Below are 17377 nucleotides of genomic sequence, written 5' to 3'. Positions count from 1 at the left end.
GCAATCAAGCCAACACTCAAAAGGATATAGCCAAGAGCTGGACCGTCAACTATTTCTCATATAAGATTTTCAGTATCACATATGTGAATTGGAGGGCTGTATGGCGGGGCAGACGGGCGTGAAGATCACCAAGTTCTTTCACCCGACATTCATGGTCGACGATCTGGAGGCGGCACGGCGATTCTATTCAAAAATCTTCGGGGTGCCGTCTACGACTATCCCCTACTCGGATCAGGGCGCCGCCTATCGGACGCTTACCGTTGTGGCAGATACGTGCATCGAGAACATTTCGCCGGAACAAACGCATCTATCGCAGTTTCGGATGTATCACGATATCGTCGGCAACCACTGGTTCTTCCCGTGCTTTTATGTGTCCGACATGCAAGACGCGGTTTATCAGCTCCACCACCGTCATCGGATACGACTGACTGCGTCCGGCAGTGGAAAGCCGGTGATCGGAACACCACCCGGCAATGAGCAGCGAACCTTGCTTTACACACATCCTGCCGATACCGGCATCATGTGGGAATTCTGGGAAGGCAGCGACGTCTGGTTCCAGACAAGTCCGCTGGCGGATCCGCGAATGAAGCCCGGATGGAAGCAAATACAGCCAGGTCCCGACGATGCTATGGGCGTCGAATATCTTGCACACCAGACGGTGGTCCTGCGCGATCCCGCGCTCGCGTTAAAGTTTCTCGTCGATATATGTGGCGGGCGCTTGTTCGCGGAGGGCCGCAACGAAGCACTGGGGACCAACAGCCACTGGGTCGTGGTGGGCGAGGAGCCGATCGTGTTCGAGATCGCTACTCCTATTGCTGACGGCCCCTGTCGGAAGGACCTCGAGAGAGTCGGAAATACAGCACACAGCATTACATTTAAGGTGCGCGACCTAGGCCGAGCTGCAGAACATTTGCTGGCATGCGGCGTCGGGCTCGAGGTTCAGACCGCAGACCTTGTCGTCACCGACCCCAGCACGGCAATGGGGTTCCGTCTTGGATTCACTTCGGTATTGGAAGCCAATGACCCGCGCCGCCTCTGAAGGAGACGCCGAGCGTACCGTCAGAAACGGTGCTATGAATGCTTCACCAGTAAAGTCGGCGGCACGGGTGCTGCAGATTTTTGAAATGTTCGCTGTCATCAAACGACCGGCTCCATTGAAGGAGATCGTGGAACGTTTGGAGTATCCTCAATCAAGCACGACGGTTTTGCTGAAGAGTCTGGTCCAGCTCGGCTATCTTCATTACGATCGGGAAGCCCGACGTTATTTCCCGACCACGAAGATCAGTCAGCTCAGTCATTGGCTGGACAGCCGGCTGGACGACCGTATTCTAGCTTTGATGGAGGAGATTAGCCGTGCCACAGGAGAAACAGTCCTCTTGGCGTCAAGAAACGACCAGTTTATCCAGTACCAAAAGGTTATCGATTCTTCGCACGAGATTAGGTTCCACATTGTGGAAGGGAGTCAGCTCCCGTTGACGAGAACGAGCCTCGGCTGGATGTTCCTGAGCCAGATGCCGTTGGCAACGGCGGAGCGGCTTTGTAAGCAGATCAATGCTCGCCTCGCGGATAAGGGCCAAAAAACCAACATCAATGACATCGCAGAGCGCCTGAAGGACATAAGCGACAAGGGCTATTGTTACCTGCCTAACCTGCCCCTGAGAGCCGGCGGCTGCATATCTATGATGCTTCCCGCAATCAATGGCAGCGAGACTTTTGCTGTCGGCGTGGGTGGCCTGGTAGATCGGCTGAATGATCAACTGGGGCAGATTCTCACAGTTATGCGTAACGCGGTCTCAAGGCTCCAAAGCGGATATCAAACACCCACGGCAGACGGGCCCGACTAGTATTTGGATTTGAAGCAGAGAGCGAACATCGAGCATTCCCTGGCAGCCTAAGATGGAGGCGCCTTCGCCTTACTTACAGCCGCTCGCGTCCGATCGTCCTTTGGCTACCAGCCAAAAGCACATCCATCGGCTCGGCCGTCCGAGCCTGCCGTGAGGACGCCGTTCTGCCAGTCGATCCGGATCGCCTGGGCGAGACCGATTGGCGAGACCGACCTTTCAAGATCATAGCCTAAGTCAGACAGCCCGGCGCACAGGGTTTCGGGAATTCCCTCCTCGATCCGCAGCTTGCCACCAACTGGATAGACCCGCGGAAAGTCGATTGCCGCCTGAGGATCCATGCCATATTCCACCATGTTCTGCAGCATGAGGACTTGGCCGAGCGGCTGAAAATCGCCACCCACCATCCCGAAGACGATGATAGGGCGGCCGCCCTGCATCATCATTCCCGGGATAATCGTGTGCAGCGGCCGTTTGCCGGCACCGATGCAGTTGGGATGTCCTGGGGAGACGACAAAACCCACACCCCGATTGTGCAATGGAAAGCCGGTATTTGGTGCGACGAGCCCGCTGCCGAAGCTCTTGAAGACTGAGTTGATGCAGGACACCGCCGTTCGTTCTCGGTCGACGACGCAGACAAACGCTGTATCCGACCCCATCGTCCGGGCCTCAGATCGCAACGGATCGAGGGAGGGACGGAAGCGCCTCCGCAAACCCGCGACAAAGATTGGATCGAGTAAGATTTTTGGATCTGTGGAAAATTCGGGATCTCCCACTTGACTGTCACGCTCCAGCTTCGCGATCGCATAGGCCTCGAGCAGCTGGTGGATACGTTCGATGCCTAGGGGATCAGCGGGGCGTTTCAACCCGTTCAGCATCTCGAGCATAAGCAGCGTCGTGATTCCCTGACCATTGGGCGGACATTGAATCACCTCGCCTGAACCGAACGGCACGCTGATTGGCGTGACAAACTCCGTTCGATGTGAGGCAAAATCCTCGAGGCTGTGAAGTCCGCCGTGGCCGGCCAGATGGGCCACCAAGCGTTTCCCAAGGGATCCGCCATACAGGGCGCCGGCACCTTCGGAGGCGATCTGCCGGAGGCTGTCGGCAAGGCGCAGCTGTCGAGTTACCTGGCCCGGTGAAGGGGGCTTGCCATCGGAAAGATAGAGCGCGGCAAGTTCAGGTCGTTCACGCATCATGACGCTATAGTTTGCCCAATCCCAGGCGACTCGCTCATGGACAGCATGCCCATGCTCGGCAAGATCGATCGCAGGAGCGAGCAGCGCATCAAGCGCCATGGTGCCATAGGCGCGCGACATCTCCGACCAGGCGTGGACGGCACCGGGAACGGTAACTGCGTGGGCTGTGTCTGGATTAATCTCGCTTATCCCGCGATCCAGGTACCAGTGTGCATTGGCGGCTTGTGGCGCCCGCCCGCTGCCATTTACGGCAATTGGTGCGGAGCCGGGGGGAGCAATCAAGGCAAAGCAGTCGCCGCCGATTCCGCATTGCTCCGGCTCGACGACGCCCAGAACGGCGCTTGCAGCGATCGCCGCATCGACGGCGTTTCCGCCCCGAGCGAGGATGCCGACCGCCGCCGCAGTCGAGAGCGGGTGTGAACTGGCGGCCATGTATGACGTGCCATGCACCGAGGACCGTCCAGGAAAGTGGAAATTTCGCATCATGCCGCTGCTCTCGTGTTGTGATCTGTCCAGGTGTCAGGCCGTCGACTTTGATGGCCAATGCTAATTGATCAAATTCACGCTCCATTGTCCTAGGCGGGCGGATTTGATCCAAGGCCTTGAGGGAGCGGCATCCTTAAAGGACCTTATCTGGGGTGGTTTGTCATCACAGAATGACATGGTTGACGGAGAATAGAAAACGCGCAAATCTGTCAAATGGCAGCAGTTATGGCGCTGCGCCGGGGAGTGTCGGCCGCTTGGTGCTCAAGAAAGCCCCAGTGCCGGCAAGGGGTTTCACAGGAGGTGACCATGCGCCGATCTCACGGCTTTGTTGCATTTTCGCTCGTTGCTTCGTTATCTTTGCCCGGAATTTCTCATGCCGCCGAATGCGTCCGGGTGATCGGCACCGAGAGCAGTCTTCCCAACATCACTCTTGATCCAGCACTACAGGTGACGACCGACGACAGCCTGGGTGTGGCAGCAATTTTCAACAAGCTGGTCAAGCTTAGCGACGACGGATTGCAGCCGGTGCCAGACCTCGCTGAGTCTTGGTCCGTCTCGGATGATGGCAAGACCTGGACCTTCAAGCTTCGTCCAGGGATCAAATTCAGTGACGGCAAGCCTTTGAGCGCCAAGGACGTAGCCTACTCATTCAAGCGGATTATCGATCCGGCAGTCGGGTCGTCGGCGGCGAACACGCTAAGTTTCTTAAAAGCAGAGAACATCAAAGCGATCGACGACTTGACCGTAGAATTCAAGACCGAAAATGTCGTTGCAGAACTCCCCACGTTCTTCGGGATCAAACAGGCCTATGTGGTGCAGGACGGTGCTAAGTCTGAGGATCTGCGCGTGAAGCCGATCGGTACCGGTCCTTTCACCGTCGAAACCTTCAGCCCCACCGAGACGAGGCGTGTCCTTCGCAAAAACTCGAACTATTGGAAACCCGGCCTGCCTAAGGCCGAGTGCCTCGAGATTAGCATCATGCTGGAAGAGGTCACGCGTACAGCGGCGATCCAATCCGGTCAGGCCGATCTGATGCTCAGCATCGGGGCTTCGAGTGCTCCAATCTTGAAGGCGGACCCCAACATCGAAGTCATGTTGGCGCCGCCGGCCTCCTATTTGACGATCGCCATGTGGAGCGACACGAAGCCATTCGACGACGTCCGCGTGCGGCAGGCTGTCAAGAAGGCGATCGACCGCCAGGTTCTGGTCGACACAGTGATGCTGGGCATGGCGGTCCCAGGCAATGATAGTCCGATCCCGCCAAGCTGGCCGAGTGCCTATAGCCCTAACGCCCCTAAGCAGGACATTGAGGGCGCAAAGAAGCTGCTCGCCGAGGCGGGACATCCGAATGGCATCGACATCGAGCTGAATACGGCTGAATCCGGCGGAATGCTCGGGCTTGCACAAGCCGTCCAGCAGATGACCGCACCGGCCGGCATTCGCATTCAACTCGTCAACAATCCTGGTGACACTTACTGGGATACGGTCTGGCTGAAGCGACCCTTCTTCACTTCCACTTGGCAGAGCCGTCCGCCCGGAGAGGCCTTGAGCTATCTGTTCTCCAGCAACGCAAAGTACAACGAGGGTCGCTGGAAGAATCCCGAATTCGATGCTCTTATTGCGTCAGCAAGAACTGAGCTCGATGACGCAAAGCGCGTAGAGCTGTACAAGAAAGCGCAAACCTTGCTTGCCGAACAGGGCTCGGTCATCGTGCCCTTCTTCTATCAAAGCGTCTATGCGATGCGGAAAGCCTGCGATGGTTTTTCGCCCCCGCTCCAGGTCATCAGCCCGAATTTCGAGACGGTGACCTGCTCGGATCGGTAGGCAGCGGGATTTTCTTTTAGAGCTTTGCCGCACGGGGCCAGGGGCAGCTTCATGCTCCCCCTGGCTGTCGATAGACCTACCCCATTGGACGACTGGGCATTGGCATTTCCTCCGGGGCGAGCTGGCAGAGCACTTCGGAACCCAGCGGCGTCCTGCGTAGTGGGGGTGGAACGCGATCACATAGCCCAGGCATGCGATGGTCGCAGCGGTCGAAGAACTGGCAGGCTTCGGGCACGGGAATTGCGGAGGGGGCCAGCGGCTTGCTTTCGACCTTCCGGGCCATTCCCGGCGCGGAGGCGAGCAATGAGGCGACATACGGATGCGCGGGGCCGTCCAGCATGGCATGGGTGGGGCCATGGGAGACGATCCGGCCTCGATACATGACAGCGATACGATCCGCGATCTGCCGCACCGTCGTCAGGTCGTGGGATATGAAAAGGAGGGCAAGATTTCGACTGGTGCGTAGTGCGGCGAACAAGTCGAGGACCCTGGCCTGCACCGATACGTCCAGCGCTGATAAGACCTCGTCGCAGATCAGAATATCAGGCTCGGCCAGGAGCGCCCGCGCAATGGCCACCCGCTGACGCTCGCCCCCCGACAATTCACCAGGCATCCGGGTCGCGAATTTCCGATCTAACCCGACCTCATCAAGGATGCTGCCAATTTTCGGTTCTGCCGTCTGACCCCAGATGCCGAACAGAGTACCGAGCGGCCGTTCCAGTGTCGCGCGGATGGTCATCCGCGGGTTGAGGGAGGCGTCAGGATTCTGAAAGATGTATTGGAGGCGGCGGATCTGCTCGCGGGTGCGGCCACTGAGCTTTCGACTGACCAGTTCATTATTGAGATGAACCGTGCCGGAAACTACGGGTGCCGCCCCGCAAATCGCGCGCGCAAGGGACGACTTGCCTGAGCCGGATTCCCCGATCAGAGCCAGAATTTCTCCCCTACCAACCGAAAGACTCGCACTCTCGACAGCCGCCACGCCGTCTTCGCGACGGAAAAAGCCGGTTGGAGCATAACGGACCGACAGGGAGTCGATGTGGAGGACTGCTGGCTCAATATTCTGAGGAACAAGCCTGTTGGAGTCGAGGCCGGCGCCAGGGTGCGCTTCAGCGAAAAGGAGCTCGCCGACCTTCCAGCATTGCGCATGATGCTCCATGAGGGCCGACGCTGAGGACCGGCACGCGAAGGCAGGCGTTGTACAGCGAACCTCTACATATTCGCATCGAGGTGCGAAGGGACAGCCGCCATCGGGCGCCTGTGCCCGCTCTGTAATTCCGCGCAGCTTTGGGTATCGGTTAGCCTCAATGCCCGGCACCGAAGCCAGCAACCCTTGTGTGTAGGGATGCAGCGGCGTGTCGAAGACCTCATCGACGCCGCCGATCTCGAGCAGTTGGCCGGCATACATGACGCCGATGACGTCTGCGAGCTCACGCAGCAACAACAGGTCATGAGTGATGTACAGCATCGTCATGCGTGCGTGTTTTTTGAGGTTGAGCAGCAGATCGATGATCTGACGCTGGGTCGTAACGTCGAGACCGGTCGTAGGCTCGTCGAAAACCACCACGTCTGGGTTACAGGCAATCGCCATCGCGATCGTCACCCGCTGCTGCTGGCCGCCTGACAGCTGCGAGGGATAGCGGTCGACGAAGTGCTCCGGCTGGGGGAAACCAACCGAGCGGAACAGGTCGAGCACGCGCGTTCTGGCTTCGGCGTGATCAGCGACGCTGCGATGCACCGAAAGGATTTCGGCAATCTGCGCTCCGACCCGGATTGCTGGATTAAGGGCGGTGGTCGGATTTTGCGGAACGAAGGCGATCTTGGCGCCACGCATTTTCCTGAGCTCGCCCTCCGGAAGTGTCAGTATATCGACGTCGTCGATGAGGACCTGTCCTGCTACTGTCAGGCCCGGACCGCGGTGGGACAAGAGTTGGCGGCCGACCGTGCTCTTTCCGGAACCGGACTCGCCGACCAAGCCCACGACCTGACCTTGTTTAATGGCGAAAGAGACATCCTTGACGGCTGGCGTTCGCATGCCGGTATAGGTGACGGTGAGATTTTGCAGCCGGACCAGCACTGTGCCTGCATGTGGCCCCTGGGCGATGATGCTCGGGTCAACCATCATTGGCGGGCCTCGCCCCGATCTTTCGCGCCAGCCCCTCGGTGAATAAATTAAGTCCGATCACAAGCGTCGCGAGCATAAGACCGGGTCCGACCACGGTCATGGGTGCAACCACGATGAGGTTCCGGTACTCGCTCATCATCAGGCCCCATTCCGGAAGGGGAGGGCGAATTCCGAAGCCGAGGAATCCGAGGGAGCCGATCAGGATCGGCGCATGTCCGGCGCGTATCGCGAACTCGACCAGCAGGATGCCGGCAGCATTGGGCAGGATCTCGGTACGCATGATTGCCCACTTCGTCTCGCCGCGGAGCTTGGCGGCGGTCACATAATCGCGCGAGGCGATTTCCACCGCGGCGACCCGGGCCATACGGGTGATGCGGGGGAAATACACGAGACCAACGACCCAGATCAGGGTCAACGGATTTCCGGCGACCTGGGGTCCAGCAATCATGATCAACAAAAGCGCCAGGATCAGGAACGGTATGCTGATCATGACCTCGCAGAGCCGCATGATGAGCGTATCGACGCGGCCGCCGACGAGGCCTGAGAACAGGCCGACAACGCTCCCTGCCACCAGGCCCACCAGGGTCCCCATGACGGAGAGGATGATCACGATGTGACCGCCATAAAGGGCGCGGCTGAACACGTCCCGTCCCAACTGGTCTGTACCAAAGGGGTGTGCAAAGCTGGCGCCTGAAATTGGAGCGCCGGTGTTGATCTGGGCATAGCCATAGGGGGAGATGAACGGCCCGACGGCAGCCAGCAGCAGATGGATCAGCAGGATGATGGCGCCGGCCTTCAGTGTTACTGGCAGGTGCGACCATCTGCGAGAAGCATTGAGGACGATGGTGGTCATGTCTGAAGCTTTGGATTGAGCCAGATCGAGACGATGTCCGCGACCAGATTGCCCAGGATATAGACGGAGGCAGCGATCAGCACGCAGGCCTCGATCAGCGGCACGTCCCGGAGCTGAAGGCTGTCGATCATCAGGCTTCCAAACCCCGGAAAGACGAAGACCCGTTCAATCAGCACGACACCACCGATGACATAGGACAGGTTGAGCGCGGTGATGTTGAGGGTGGGCCCGAGCGCATTGGGCAGGACGTGTCGCATGAGAATTCGCAGCGGGCTCAAGCCCTTGAACTCGGCCATGGTCACGAATTCAGAATCGAGTGTCTCGATGAGATTATCGCGAAGCATGCGCACCGCGTGAGTCGACATGATGATCGCGAGCGAAACTGCGGGCAGGATAAGGGCGCTGCCCAGCTGTGCGAGGCTCATCCCAGAATACAACGTCGACACCACAGGAAACCAATTCAGCCACAGCCCGAAGCATAACAACATCAGGGTGCCGAGAAGAAACTCTGGGGTCGAAAGGACAATGATTGTCGCAACCGTCAGAACATGGTCGATGGGATAATCACGGTGGGTCGCCTGGATCATGGCGGTCACCAGGACGATCGGCAGGTAAAGGATGAGGGCGATGGCGCCCAGCATGGCAGTGTTCGCCAGCCGCGGAGCGATGATGTCCCAGACGGGGCGTCGATTAGCGAATGACATCCCGAAATCGAAGGTGAGCGCATTTCCCAGCCAATGGACGTAGCGATAAAGAATTGGCTCATTAAGGCCCATCTGCGCGCGCAGGATCGCGAGTGATTCCTCTGGGGCTTCCCGCCCCAGCATCCGCCGCGCCACGTCACCAGGCAGCACTTCCACTGCCATGAAGATGACGAAACTGACCGCCAGAAGAACGAGGAGCGAATGGATGACGCGGATGACGATCATTCGCGCCATGGATGTCTCCCTCCGGCATCGCCACGCGATACGCAATTCAAATGGCGTCTCCCCCAATTACGGCGACTAGTATCTGATCAAATCCTCGGCACGTCAAACGTCGGCTGCACCAAAGGGGAGCGCCGTCGGGAGACAAAAACCGGGCATACGCTTTACGATATCGTTTGACCGGAGAACTTTGCACTCATAATTTGATCAAATATGGCATGCATAGCTTTGGGGCAACGACCATGCGTAATTCTAGCATCGATTCGGCCGTGCTCGATGCCCGCACCCGGTATATCGAGGCAAATCCGAGGAGTGCCTCGCGGCATGAAGATGCGCGCCGCAGTCTCCCTGGCGGCAACACGCGCTCAGTGCTTTGGTACGAGCCGTTCCCGGTGGCGATTGTAAAAGGCGAAGGCTGTTCGGTGACCGACCTCGACGGGCATCGCTACACGGATTTCGTCAGCGAATATTCGGCGGCCCTTTACGGCCACTCCAATCTCGTCATTCAGGAAGCGATCATCTCTGCGGTCCGCAAGGGTATCGCATTAGGCGGCCCGAACATCTTTGAGGCCCGTCTGGCCGAGGTTCTCACTGAGCGATTTCCGGCATTGGAACGCGTGCGTTTCTGCAATTCGGGGACAGAGGCAAACATCATGGCGATCTCTGCAGCGCGCGCCCTGACGGGACGCCAGGAGGTCTTGGTGTTTCGTGAAGGTTATCACGGTGGAGTCCTGACCTTTGCCCATGGCGGCTCTGTGCTCAATCTCCCCTTTCCGTTCATATTCGCAGACTACAACGACGTTGAAGGCACTGAAATGCTGCTGGGGGCCCATAAGGACAGTCTGGCGGCCGTCATCCTTGAGCCAATGCTGGGGGGTGGCGGCTGCATCCGGGCATCCGACCCGTTTCTGGGCATGCTTCGCGCCAAGACAACGGATATCGGGGCGCTGCTGATCTTCGACGAGGTCATGACCTCGCGCCTTGATTATGGGGGGTTGCAGACGGTCACGGGCGTCACTCCGGATCTCATGACACTCGGCAAATATGTGGGCGGTGGAGCGAGCTTCGGTGCCTTTGGTGGTCGTGGTGCGCTAATGGACCATTTCGACCCCAGCCGACGGGACGTCTTCAGCCATGGTGGCACCTTCAACAACAACATCCTGAGTATGGCGGCCGGTTTGACAGGGTTAACTCGGGTGCTGACGAAAGAAGCCTCCGCCCGTTTCAATGCCCTTGGAGAGCGCCTGAGGGCAGGCATGCAGAACCTTCTCGACAGCGAAGGCGTAGCGGGCATTGTCTGCGGCTATGGATCCTTGATGAACCTGCATTTCGTTTCAGGCCCCGTGATGTCGCCGGCCGATCTTCATGATGCCGATGAGAGGCTGAACCAGCTTTGGCACTTGGAAATGATGCTTGCCGGGCAATACGTGACACCCCGCGGCATGCTCGCCCTGTCGCTCAGCCATGAGGAATCGCATATCCAGCGGTTTCTGGAGGTTTTCGGGGCTTTCCTAGACAACAATCGCGCAATCCTGCCGGCTGTCGGCCAGCATCGGGGGGCCGCCTGATGTCGCGTCCCGTCATCATCACCTGTGCTCTGACCGGCGACAGCGACACGACAAAAAAAAGTCCTCATGTCCCGGTGACGCCTGCGCAGATCGCCGAGGATGCCCTCAAAGCCGCGCGAGCGGGAGCGGCAATCGTTCACATCCACGTGCGCGATCCCGAGACGACCCGAGGCAGCCGCGACATTGCGCTCTATCGAGAGGCTGTCGAGCAGATCCGGGCCAGCGGGACCGAGATCATCATCAATCTGACGGCCGGCATGGGTGGCAAGCTGGTGTTGGGCGCACCCGATTGCCAACCTTTCGATCCGGTCACCGACTTGGTCGGCGGCCTTGAAAGGATGGCCCATGTGGAGGCGCTGAGGCCCGAAATTTGCAGCCTCGACTGCGGCAGCTTCAACAATGGAGCTCCCACTGAGCTCTATGTCAGTACACCCGAAATGATCCGTGGTATGGCGACCCGGATGCAGGAAATTGGGGTAAAACCGGAGTTGGAGATCTTCGATCTCGGTCATTTGCGGCTTGCCTTGAATTTGGTGGCCGACGGTCTCATCTCGCCTCCGCCCTTCTTCCAGTTTGCACTGGGTCTGCGCTGGGGTGCAGGTTCCGACCTCCGCACGTTGCTGCTGATGCATGACATGCTGCCACCCGGCTCCGTGTGGGCGGCTTTTGGTGCCGGTGCCGAACAGATGCCCATGGCGGCGCAATCGGTGCTGATGGGCGGCCATGTCCGTGTGGGACTTGAGGATAATCTGTTCCGCAGCCGGGGCGTGCTCGCGAGCAACGAGGATCTGGTGACAGATGCGGTGCATCTGGTAAAAGCGCTCGGCGCAGTTCCTGCGACGGTTGCCGAGGCTCGAGAGTTGCTCGGATTGTGCGACGACCGATGACCAGATCGGGCTCTGGCTGAGGCGGCGTCGGGTCGAGAGGCTTTATGAATGTGACGGGCACGGCGCGCAAGCAGACCCATGAGCGAGTGTATGAAAGCCTCAAGCGGGACCTGATGCGTGGGGACCTGATGCCTGGCGAGCGGCTCGTGGTCGCTCGCCTCGCGAAGCGTTTCGGAACCAGCGCCATGCCGATCCGGCAGGCCCTGCAACGGCTGGTTGCTGACAAAGCCCTGAACGAACGGCCTCACCGCGGCGTCGAGGTGGCCATGCTGAGCGCCGAAGAGATGATGGACCTGCGTCGCATCCGTTGCGCCATTGAGGGGCAGGCTGCGGAATGGGCGTGCCAAACGATTTCTGATACGGAACTGGAGAAGCTGCATTCAATCCAGCAGCAGCTGCTCGCCATCGCGAACGGGACCGGAAGCGGGAACTATCTCGAGCTCAATCTCACCTTTCACTTTACCGTTTATCATGCAGCGCGTTCGCCGCTGCTCATTCCAATCATCGAAACTCTGTGGCTGCAGGCCGGGCCGTGTCTGAATATCATGCGCACGAAGACTACACTTGGCCTCGGGCTTGAGGATCACAATCGGGTTCTGAGAGCCCTTGAGCGGGGGGATGGGCCGTCCGCCCGGGCTGCTGTCGAGCACGAATTGACCGAAGCCGCAGAGATCATGGGCCGAGCTCTCTCCCATCAAGGTTCCGTCCAAAAGGGCACTCAGCGCAGCCGCAGCGATCGCCGTCCGGTCATCGCATGAGGAGCCAGGACGATAGGGATTCCTGGCTCCCACCAGCTTCAGTTTATGTCGCCTTCGATGTCTAGCGCTGCAACATCCTACCGGCTCACCGGCCTGAAGGGGCCGGTGCGGATCGATGTCGATCGCTGGGGTATTCCGCATATCAACGCGGAGTCCATGGAAGACCTATTCTACGCCCAGGGCTTCAACGCCGCCCGCGACAGGCTCTGGCAAATCGACCTCTGGAGAAAGCGCGGCCTCGGGCTCTTGTCGCGCGACTTCGGGCCTGGATATCTCCATCAGGACAAGGCGGCGCGACTTTTTCTCTATCGCGGCGAGATGCAAGCCGAGTGGTCGCATTACGGGCCTCATGCCGAGCAGATCTGCTCCGCCTTCGCTTCCGGGATCAATGCCTACATCGAACTCGTTGATGCTGGCGATGCACCACTGCCTCTCGAATTCCGGGTTCTGGGGACCGCTCCGGCCGTATGGCATGCCGAAGATGTGGTCAGGATTCGAAGCCATAGCCTGTGCCGTAACGCTGCCTCCGAGGTCGCGCGATCGATCCTGACGGAAACATCGGATCTTGCCGAGTTTTTACGCTGCAAGCCTCAGCCGGAGGTGGATTATGAGCGCGATCCGAACCCGCTGCTCAAAAACATCCCGCGTGCCGTGGTCGACTTGCTAAATCTTGCGACGGCGCCCGTCACGTTCAGCCGGGAACGGCTTTCCGCGACGCTCGAGGAAGCCGATCGTTGGCGGACGATGGCCCAAATCTCTATGGCCAGCAGCGAGCGTCCGGATGGTTCCAACAACTGGGCGGTCTCTGCGGCACGCAGTGAAACAGGGCGTCCGATCCTCGCCAGCGATCCGCACCGCAGCATCACAGTCCCATCCCTTCGCTATCTGGTCCATCTGAAGGCGCCAGGTTGGAACGTCATCGGTGCGGGCGAACCCAACTCCCCTGGCATTTGCATCGGCCATAACGAGACCTCGGCCTTCGGCTTGACGATTCTGCGGGCCGACCAGGAGGACCTCTACGTCTACGAAACGGACGGAGCCTCCCGCTATCTCGACGCGGCTCAGTGGGCTGACTTCCAGACGATCGAGGAGGCAATACCGGTCAAAGGCTGCGCAGATCAAATCGCAGTGCTGAGGTTCAGTCGTCACGGGCCAGTTGTGTTCGATGAACCCTCAAGTCGGAGGGCTTTTGCGATCCGGTCCGTTTGGTTCGAGCCCGGAACGGCTCCCTATATGGCGAGCTTGAGGACAATGCGCGCCGGGAGCTTGGCGGACTTTACCGCGGCTCTTGATGGCTGGGGCGCCCCCTCGGTCAATCAAGTCTATGCCGATGTGACGGGCACGATCGCTCGGCTGCCTGCCGGCCATGTCCCGTATCGTCCGAACTGGCGTGGTCTGATGCCGGTACCGGGGGACGGCCGGTTCGAATGGCGGGGGCGTATGGCCCTGCATCGGATGGCAGCGGAGGTTGATCCTCTCTGCGGTTTCGTTCTCTCGGCCAATGAGATGAACTTGCCCGCCGATTGGGACCACCGGACACATCCCGTCGGCTTCGAATGGGATGAGCGGTCCCGGTCGCGGCGAATTGCTGAAGTCCTTGGCCAGGATCCGCCGCACAGTCTCACGGCTTCATGCCGGCTTCAGACCGATGTCATGTCGCTCGTTGCGAGGCGGGTACTCCCCGTCCTAAGACGCCTACATACCGAGGAAGACCGGTATGATCTCGGTCTGCTCCAGGAGTGGGATGGAAAGGTCGCCGCCGAAAGTGGGCCCGGGGCCTTCTTCGAAATCTGGTGGACGAGATTCTTGAAACCGATGGTGATCGCCCGCTTCGTACCTGCCCATCTCGGTGACCTTGTCAGCCCGGGCGATAATGAAGCGGTCCTTGAGGTGCTGGAGCAACCAGGACGGTTTTTTGTGGATGGTCGTCCAGAGCGCTTTGACGAATTGATCCTGGCAAGCCTCGATGCGGCCTTTCGGAAATGCCGCAAATTGATGGGGTCGGACGCAAAAGACTGGTCTTGGGGCGGCTTGCATCGTGCTGAGATCGAACATGCATTATCCAATCTCGCAGGCGAGGAAGGGCCGCAGTTGAATGTGGGGCCTCTTCCCGTTGGCGGGGACTCGTCGACGGTGATGCACATGGACTTCGATTCGATTTTCCGCGTCACGACGGCGGCTTCCATTCGGCTCGTGATGGATGTTGGGAATTGGGACGACAGCCTCTGCATCAACATGCCGGGGCAGGCTGGCGACCCTTTTTCTCCGCATTACAAGGATTTTGCTCCCTTATGGGCCGAAGGTGCCTACGTCCCCCTGCTTTACTCAGCCGAGCGGATCGCAGAAGAAACCAGCTTCACAATCGTCTTGGAGCCGCTGGATTCAAACAAGCGGCATCCATAATGCCGATATGGCTATTGCGGCCATCTATGCAGCTTTCCCGGGTGGCAAGATGATCAAGATTTGGTGGTATCATTTGCTTAGGCGGCAAGTGCCAGGTCCTTGCACCCGGATCCTGAACGAGTAGGTCTTGCCGCGCAGGGCCAGACCTGCAGTTTTCGACATCTCCGACATCCTGCCTTGGACCATAATTATGTACCAGCGGCGAATGCGAAGATGCTGAAACTGCTTCACTTCCAAAGATATCAACGACTTGGAGGGTGGATGGTGGAGCCGAGGGGAGGCGCCATTTGGTCTTGGAAGTTGTTCAGTTTCAATATCTTAGAAAGCCCTTGGTGATCCCTGTGTGCCAAATTTGTGTCCTCGAGTGAAATCCAGTTCGCACGCAATCGGAGCCGGAATTGACGTGCTTGCACATTGACTCTCTCCTCACGAACGATATTATTGAAACATAGTTTCTAATAAAGAAACAGTGGGAGGAGAAATGATCAACCGGCGTGGAGTCTTGCATGGGGGTCTCTTGCTGGCGGGTGTCTCTTTTGCCAGACTAGGAGCAGTATCACCCCTTCTTGCCGCCGATGCGCCGAAGGTCGGCGTTCTTGTGGCCCTGTCCGGCCTCGGCGCTCAGATCGGTCAATGGATGCTGATGGGTGCTGAAACCGCTGCCGATGTCGTGAAATCGCAAGGCGGGCCTCAAATCGCCATCGTTGCAGAAGACTCCCAGTGGGTCGCCAGCAAGGGTGTCGAGGGCTTCAACAAGCTCGTCGACGTGGACGGCGTCGATGTCATCCTGTCCGGCGGCAGCTCGGTCATGGAGGCGATCGCACCTCTGGCGGACCAGAAGCAGGTCGTCGTCATGAATGTGGGTGCCCAGTCGCCCAAAATGGCCGGCATCGCCAAGAATGTTTTCAGTGTGCTGCAACTCTCCGATTTCGATACGGGAGTCCTGTCGAAATACGCCCGCGACACACTCGGCTACAAGAAAATGGCCACCCTCTACGTCAACAACGACACCGGAACCTTCAACCAGGCCTCATTCGCAAAGGGCTTTGAAAAAGTCGGCGGCGCCATTACGGCGCAGGAGGCATTCAAGTCCAATGAGACGACATATGGCGTCCAGCTGGCAAAAATCCGGGCGAGTGCGCCAGATGCGCTTTACATCGTGGGCACCCCGGCCGAAATGCCCTTCGCCGTCAAACAGGCCCGTCAGATGCTGCCTGACCTGCCGATCCTGTCCTATGCCGGCATCGAGAGCAAAGAGTTCCTGGATGCCGCAGGCCCCGCGGCGGAAGGCGTCATCTACACCACCACCGCCTTCGATCCCGCCAGCAGCGATCCGGGCGTGAAGGCGTTCGTCGATGCTTATGAGGCCCGTTTCAAGCAGAAGCCAACCAGCCCCTATGCCACCTACGGCTATGACGCGGTGATGATCTTTGCCGAAGCGCTGAAGGCGTCGAATGGGCAGGCCGGTGAAGCGTTGCGTGCCAAGATTGTCGAAGCCAAGCGGTTTCCCGGCGTGGCCGGTGACAATGTCTTTGCCGACAACGGCACCGTGGCCAAGGCGGTGGCGATCCGCAAAGTGGCCAACGGCGCCTTCGAGACCGTCACCGTCATCGAGCCGTGAGCCGATGCTCTTCGTCCAGCTCCTCGTCAATGGCATCTTCGTTGGAAGTGTCTACGCCCTCCTCGGCTTGAGCTTCGCCACGATCTTTGCGACCACCAAGATTTGGCATTTCGCCCAAGGGGCCGTCTACACAATCGGTGCCTACGGTCTCTTGCTGGGGACTGCCACCCTGGGTCTGCCCTTCCTGGTCGCGGTCCCCATCGCCATGGTGGTTGCGGCAGCGCTGGGGGTGGCCTCCATGCTGTTCCTCTACCGCCCTTTACAGCGTCTTGGGGGAACGCCCCTCGTCATGGTCATGGCGTCCCTCGGTGTCATGATCGTCTGCGACAACCTTTTGGTCCTCGCCTTCGGCCCGACCGGCTATTCCATCACGGTGCCGGTGCCCGAGCCGATGATCATCGGCGGCATCTTCCTCACCGGCGGCCAGCTCGTTGCGCCCATTGCCGCAGCGATCGTAGTCGCCGCCTATCTGGCCTTCCTGTTCCTCAGCACCTCCGGCCGCCGGCTGCGCGCCTTGATTGACAATGAAGAATTGCTCCTGCTGAACGGCATCGACACGGCACGGCTGAAGCTCGTAGCTTTCGGGGCAGGGTCTCTGCTGCTGCCGGCTGCCGCCGCACTTTTCATTGCCTCGGGCTCCGGCATCTCGCCCTATATCGGCATTCCTGCTGTCTTGACCGGAGCCATGGCGATGTTCTTCGGGGGCATCGACTCGATCGCCGGCTCCGCGCTAGCCGGCTTCCTGATCGGCATCATCGAGAGCCTTGCCGCCTATATCCTGCCCACCGAATGGCAGACGGCTCTGACTTATGCGGTGGTGCTGCTATTTCTGATGGTGCGTCCCACGGGCCTGTTCGGTCGCTCCCTACCGCGCGCGACGCTCTAG

13 protein-coding genes are annotated in these 17377 nt (G+C 59.2%); 9 read left to right on the top strand and 4 right to left on the bottom strand.

The window, feature by feature from the left end; translation table 11 throughout:
* The first annotated feature begins 100 nt into the window (after positions 1 to 100).
* Both FKM97_RS21845 and FKM97_RS21840 read left to right on the top strand, forming a co-directional pair.
* Complete coding sequence (locus FKM97_RS21845) at positions 101 to 1039, top strand: VOC family protein (protein WP_144294565.1); 939 nt, start codon at positions 101 to 103, stop codon at positions 1037 to 1039.
* Positions 1020 to 1844, top strand: coding sequence for an IclR family transcriptional regulator (locus tag FKM97_RS21840; protein WP_144294564.1), 825 nt, complete (start codon positions 1020 to 1022; stop codon positions 1842 to 1844). Before FKM97_RS21845 ends, FKM97_RS21840 begins: the two co-directional genes overlap by 20 nt.
* 104 nt (positions 1845 to 1948) lie before the next feature.
* On the opposite strand, the gene FKM97_RS21835 is transcribed toward FKM97_RS21840, so the two are convergent.
* Complete coding sequence (locus tag FKM97_RS21835) at positions 1949 to 3526, bottom strand: gamma-glutamyltransferase family protein (protein ID WP_144294563.1); 1578 nt, start codon at positions 3524 to 3526, stop codon at positions 1949 to 1951.
* Between the two features lie 306 nt (positions 3527 to 3832).
* Here FKM97_RS21835 and FKM97_RS21830 point away from each other — a divergent pair, with 306 nt between their 5' ends.
* Positions 3833 to 5350 carry an ABC transporter substrate-binding protein gene (locus FKM97_RS21830; RefSeq protein WP_170241062.1) on the top strand — a complete coding sequence of 506 codons (1518 nt, stop codon included), beginning with the start codon at positions 3833 to 3835 and terminating at the stop codon, positions 5348 to 5350.
* A gap of 76 nt (positions 5351 to 5426) precedes the next feature.
* Here the strand turns inward: FKM97_RS21830 and FKM97_RS21825 are convergent, their stop codons facing one another.
* Genes FKM97_RS21825 through FKM97_RS21815 form a run of 3 tightly spaced genes read right to left on the bottom strand, consistent with a single transcriptional unit; the run spans position 5427 to position 9266 of the window.
* Complete coding sequence (locus FKM97_RS21825; RefSeq protein WP_144294561.1) at positions 5427 to 7475, bottom strand: dipeptide ABC transporter ATP-binding protein; 2049 nt, start codon at positions 7473 to 7475, stop codon at positions 5427 to 5429.
* Entirely contained in the window at positions 7465 to 8328 is an 864-nt protein-coding gene (locus tag FKM97_RS21820; protein WP_144294560.1) for an ABC transporter permease, read from the bottom strand. The genes FKM97_RS21825 and FKM97_RS21820 overlap by 11 nt, the downstream gene beginning before the upstream one ends.
* Positions 8325 to 9266, bottom strand: a complete 942-nt coding sequence (locus tag FKM97_RS21815) for an ABC transporter permease (protein ID WP_144294559.1) — start codon at positions 9264 to 9266, stop codon at positions 8325 to 8327. Before FKM97_RS21815 ends, FKM97_RS21820 begins: the two co-directional genes overlap by 4 nt.
* A gap of 230 nt (positions 9267 to 9496) precedes the next feature.
* On the opposite strand from FKM97_RS21815, the gene FKM97_RS21810 reads away from it, so the two are divergent.
* The 6 genes from FKM97_RS21810 (at position 9497) to FKM97_RS21785 (ending at position 17377) form a co-directional block, all read left to right on the top strand.
* A complete protein-coding gene (locus FKM97_RS21810; RefSeq protein ID WP_205015261.1) occupies positions 9497 to 10822 on the top strand; it encodes an aspartate aminotransferase family protein in 1326 nt (441 codons plus the stop codon).
* Complete coding sequence (locus FKM97_RS21805) at positions 10822 to 11709, top strand: beta-keto acid cleavage family enzyme (protein ID WP_144294557.1); 888 nt, start codon at positions 10822 to 10824, stop codon at positions 11707 to 11709. The genes FKM97_RS21810 and FKM97_RS21805 overlap by 1 nt, the downstream gene beginning before the upstream one ends.
* 44 nt (positions 11710 to 11753) lie before the next feature.
* The gene (locus tag FKM97_RS21800) at positions 11754 to 12467 is read left to right on the top strand and encodes a GntR family transcriptional regulator (RefSeq protein ID WP_144294556.1); all 714 of its coding nucleotides are present in this window, start codon (positions 11754 to 11756) and stop codon (positions 12465 to 12467) included.
* A 57-nt stretch (positions 12468 to 12524) separates the two neighbouring features.
* Entirely contained in the window at positions 12525 to 14870 is a 2346-nt protein-coding gene (locus FKM97_RS21795; RefSeq protein WP_144294555.1) for a penicillin acylase family protein, read from the top strand.
* 481 nt (positions 14871 to 15351) lie between these two features.
* Positions 15352 to 16491, top strand: coding sequence for an ABC transporter substrate-binding protein (locus FKM97_RS21790; RefSeq protein WP_144294554.1), 1140 nt, complete (start codon positions 15352 to 15354; stop codon positions 16489 to 16491).
* Positions 16492 to 16495: 4 nt separating this feature from the next.
* Positions 16496 to 17377: a branched-chain amino acid ABC transporter permease gene (locus FKM97_RS21785; RefSeq protein ID WP_170241061.1), complete on the top strand. Its 882-nt coding sequence runs from the start codon at positions 16496 to 16498 to the stop codon at positions 17375 to 17377.

Source organism: Rhodoligotrophos appendicifer (assembly GCF_007474605.1).
Taxonomy (GTDB): Bacteria; Pseudomonadota; Alphaproteobacteria; order Rhizobiales; family Im1; genus Rhodoligotrophos; species Rhodoligotrophos appendicifer.
The sequence above is the reverse complement of the archived record's forward strand: the minus strand, read 5'-3'. Positions and strand labels throughout refer to the sequence as shown.

Bases quoted from the DNA above. Each gene is read 5' to 3' on its own strand.
- FKM97_RS21810 (WP_205015261.1), top strand. From the start codon at position 9,497: ATGCGTAATTCTAGCATCGATTCGGCCGTGCTCGATGCCCGCACCCGG.
- FKM97_RS21835 (WP_144294563.1), bottom strand. From the start codon at position 3,526: ATGATGCGAAATTTCCACTTTCCTGGACGGTCCTCGGTGCATGGCACG.
- FKM97_RS21805 (WP_144294557.1), top strand. From the start codon at position 10,822: ATGTCGCGTCCCGTCATCATCACCTGTGCTCTGACCGGCGACAGCGAC.
- FKM97_RS21790 (WP_144294554.1), top strand. From the start codon at position 15,352: ATGATCAACCGGCGTGGAGTCTTGCATGGGGGTCTCTTGCTGGCGGGT.
- FKM97_RS21825 (WP_144294561.1), bottom strand. From the start codon at position 7,475: ATGATGGTTGACCCGAGCATCATCGCCCAGGGGCCACATGCAGGCACA.
- FKM97_RS21830 (WP_170241062.1), top strand. From the start codon at position 3,833: ATGCGCCGATCTCACGGCTTTGTTGCATTTTCGCTCGTTGCTTCGTTA.
- FKM97_RS21785 (WP_170241061.1), top strand. From the start codon at position 16,496: ATGCTCTTCGTCCAGCTCCTCGTCAATGGCATCTTCGTTGGAAGTGTC.
- FKM97_RS21815 (WP_144294559.1), bottom strand. From the start codon at position 9,266: ATGGCGCGAATGATCGTCATCCGCGTCATCCATTCGCTCCTCGTTCTT.
- FKM97_RS21820 (WP_144294560.1), bottom strand. From the start codon at position 8,328: ATGACCACCATCGTCCTCAATGCTTCTCGCAGATGGTCGCACCTGCCA.
- FKM97_RS21845 (WP_144294565.1), top strand. From the start codon at position 101: ATGGCGGGGCAGACGGGCGTGAAGATCACCAAGTTCTTTCACCCGACA.
- FKM97_RS21800 (WP_144294556.1), top strand. From the start codon at position 11,754: ATGAATGTGACGGGCACGGCGCGCAAGCAGACCCATGAGCGAGTGTAT.
- FKM97_RS21795 (WP_144294555.1), top strand. From the start codon at position 12,525: ATGTCTAGCGCTGCAACATCCTACCGGCTCACCGGCCTGAAGGGGCCG.
- FKM97_RS21840 (WP_144294564.1), top strand. From the start codon at position 1,020: ATGACCCGCGCCGCCTCTGAAGGAGACGCCGAGCGTACCGTCAGAAAC.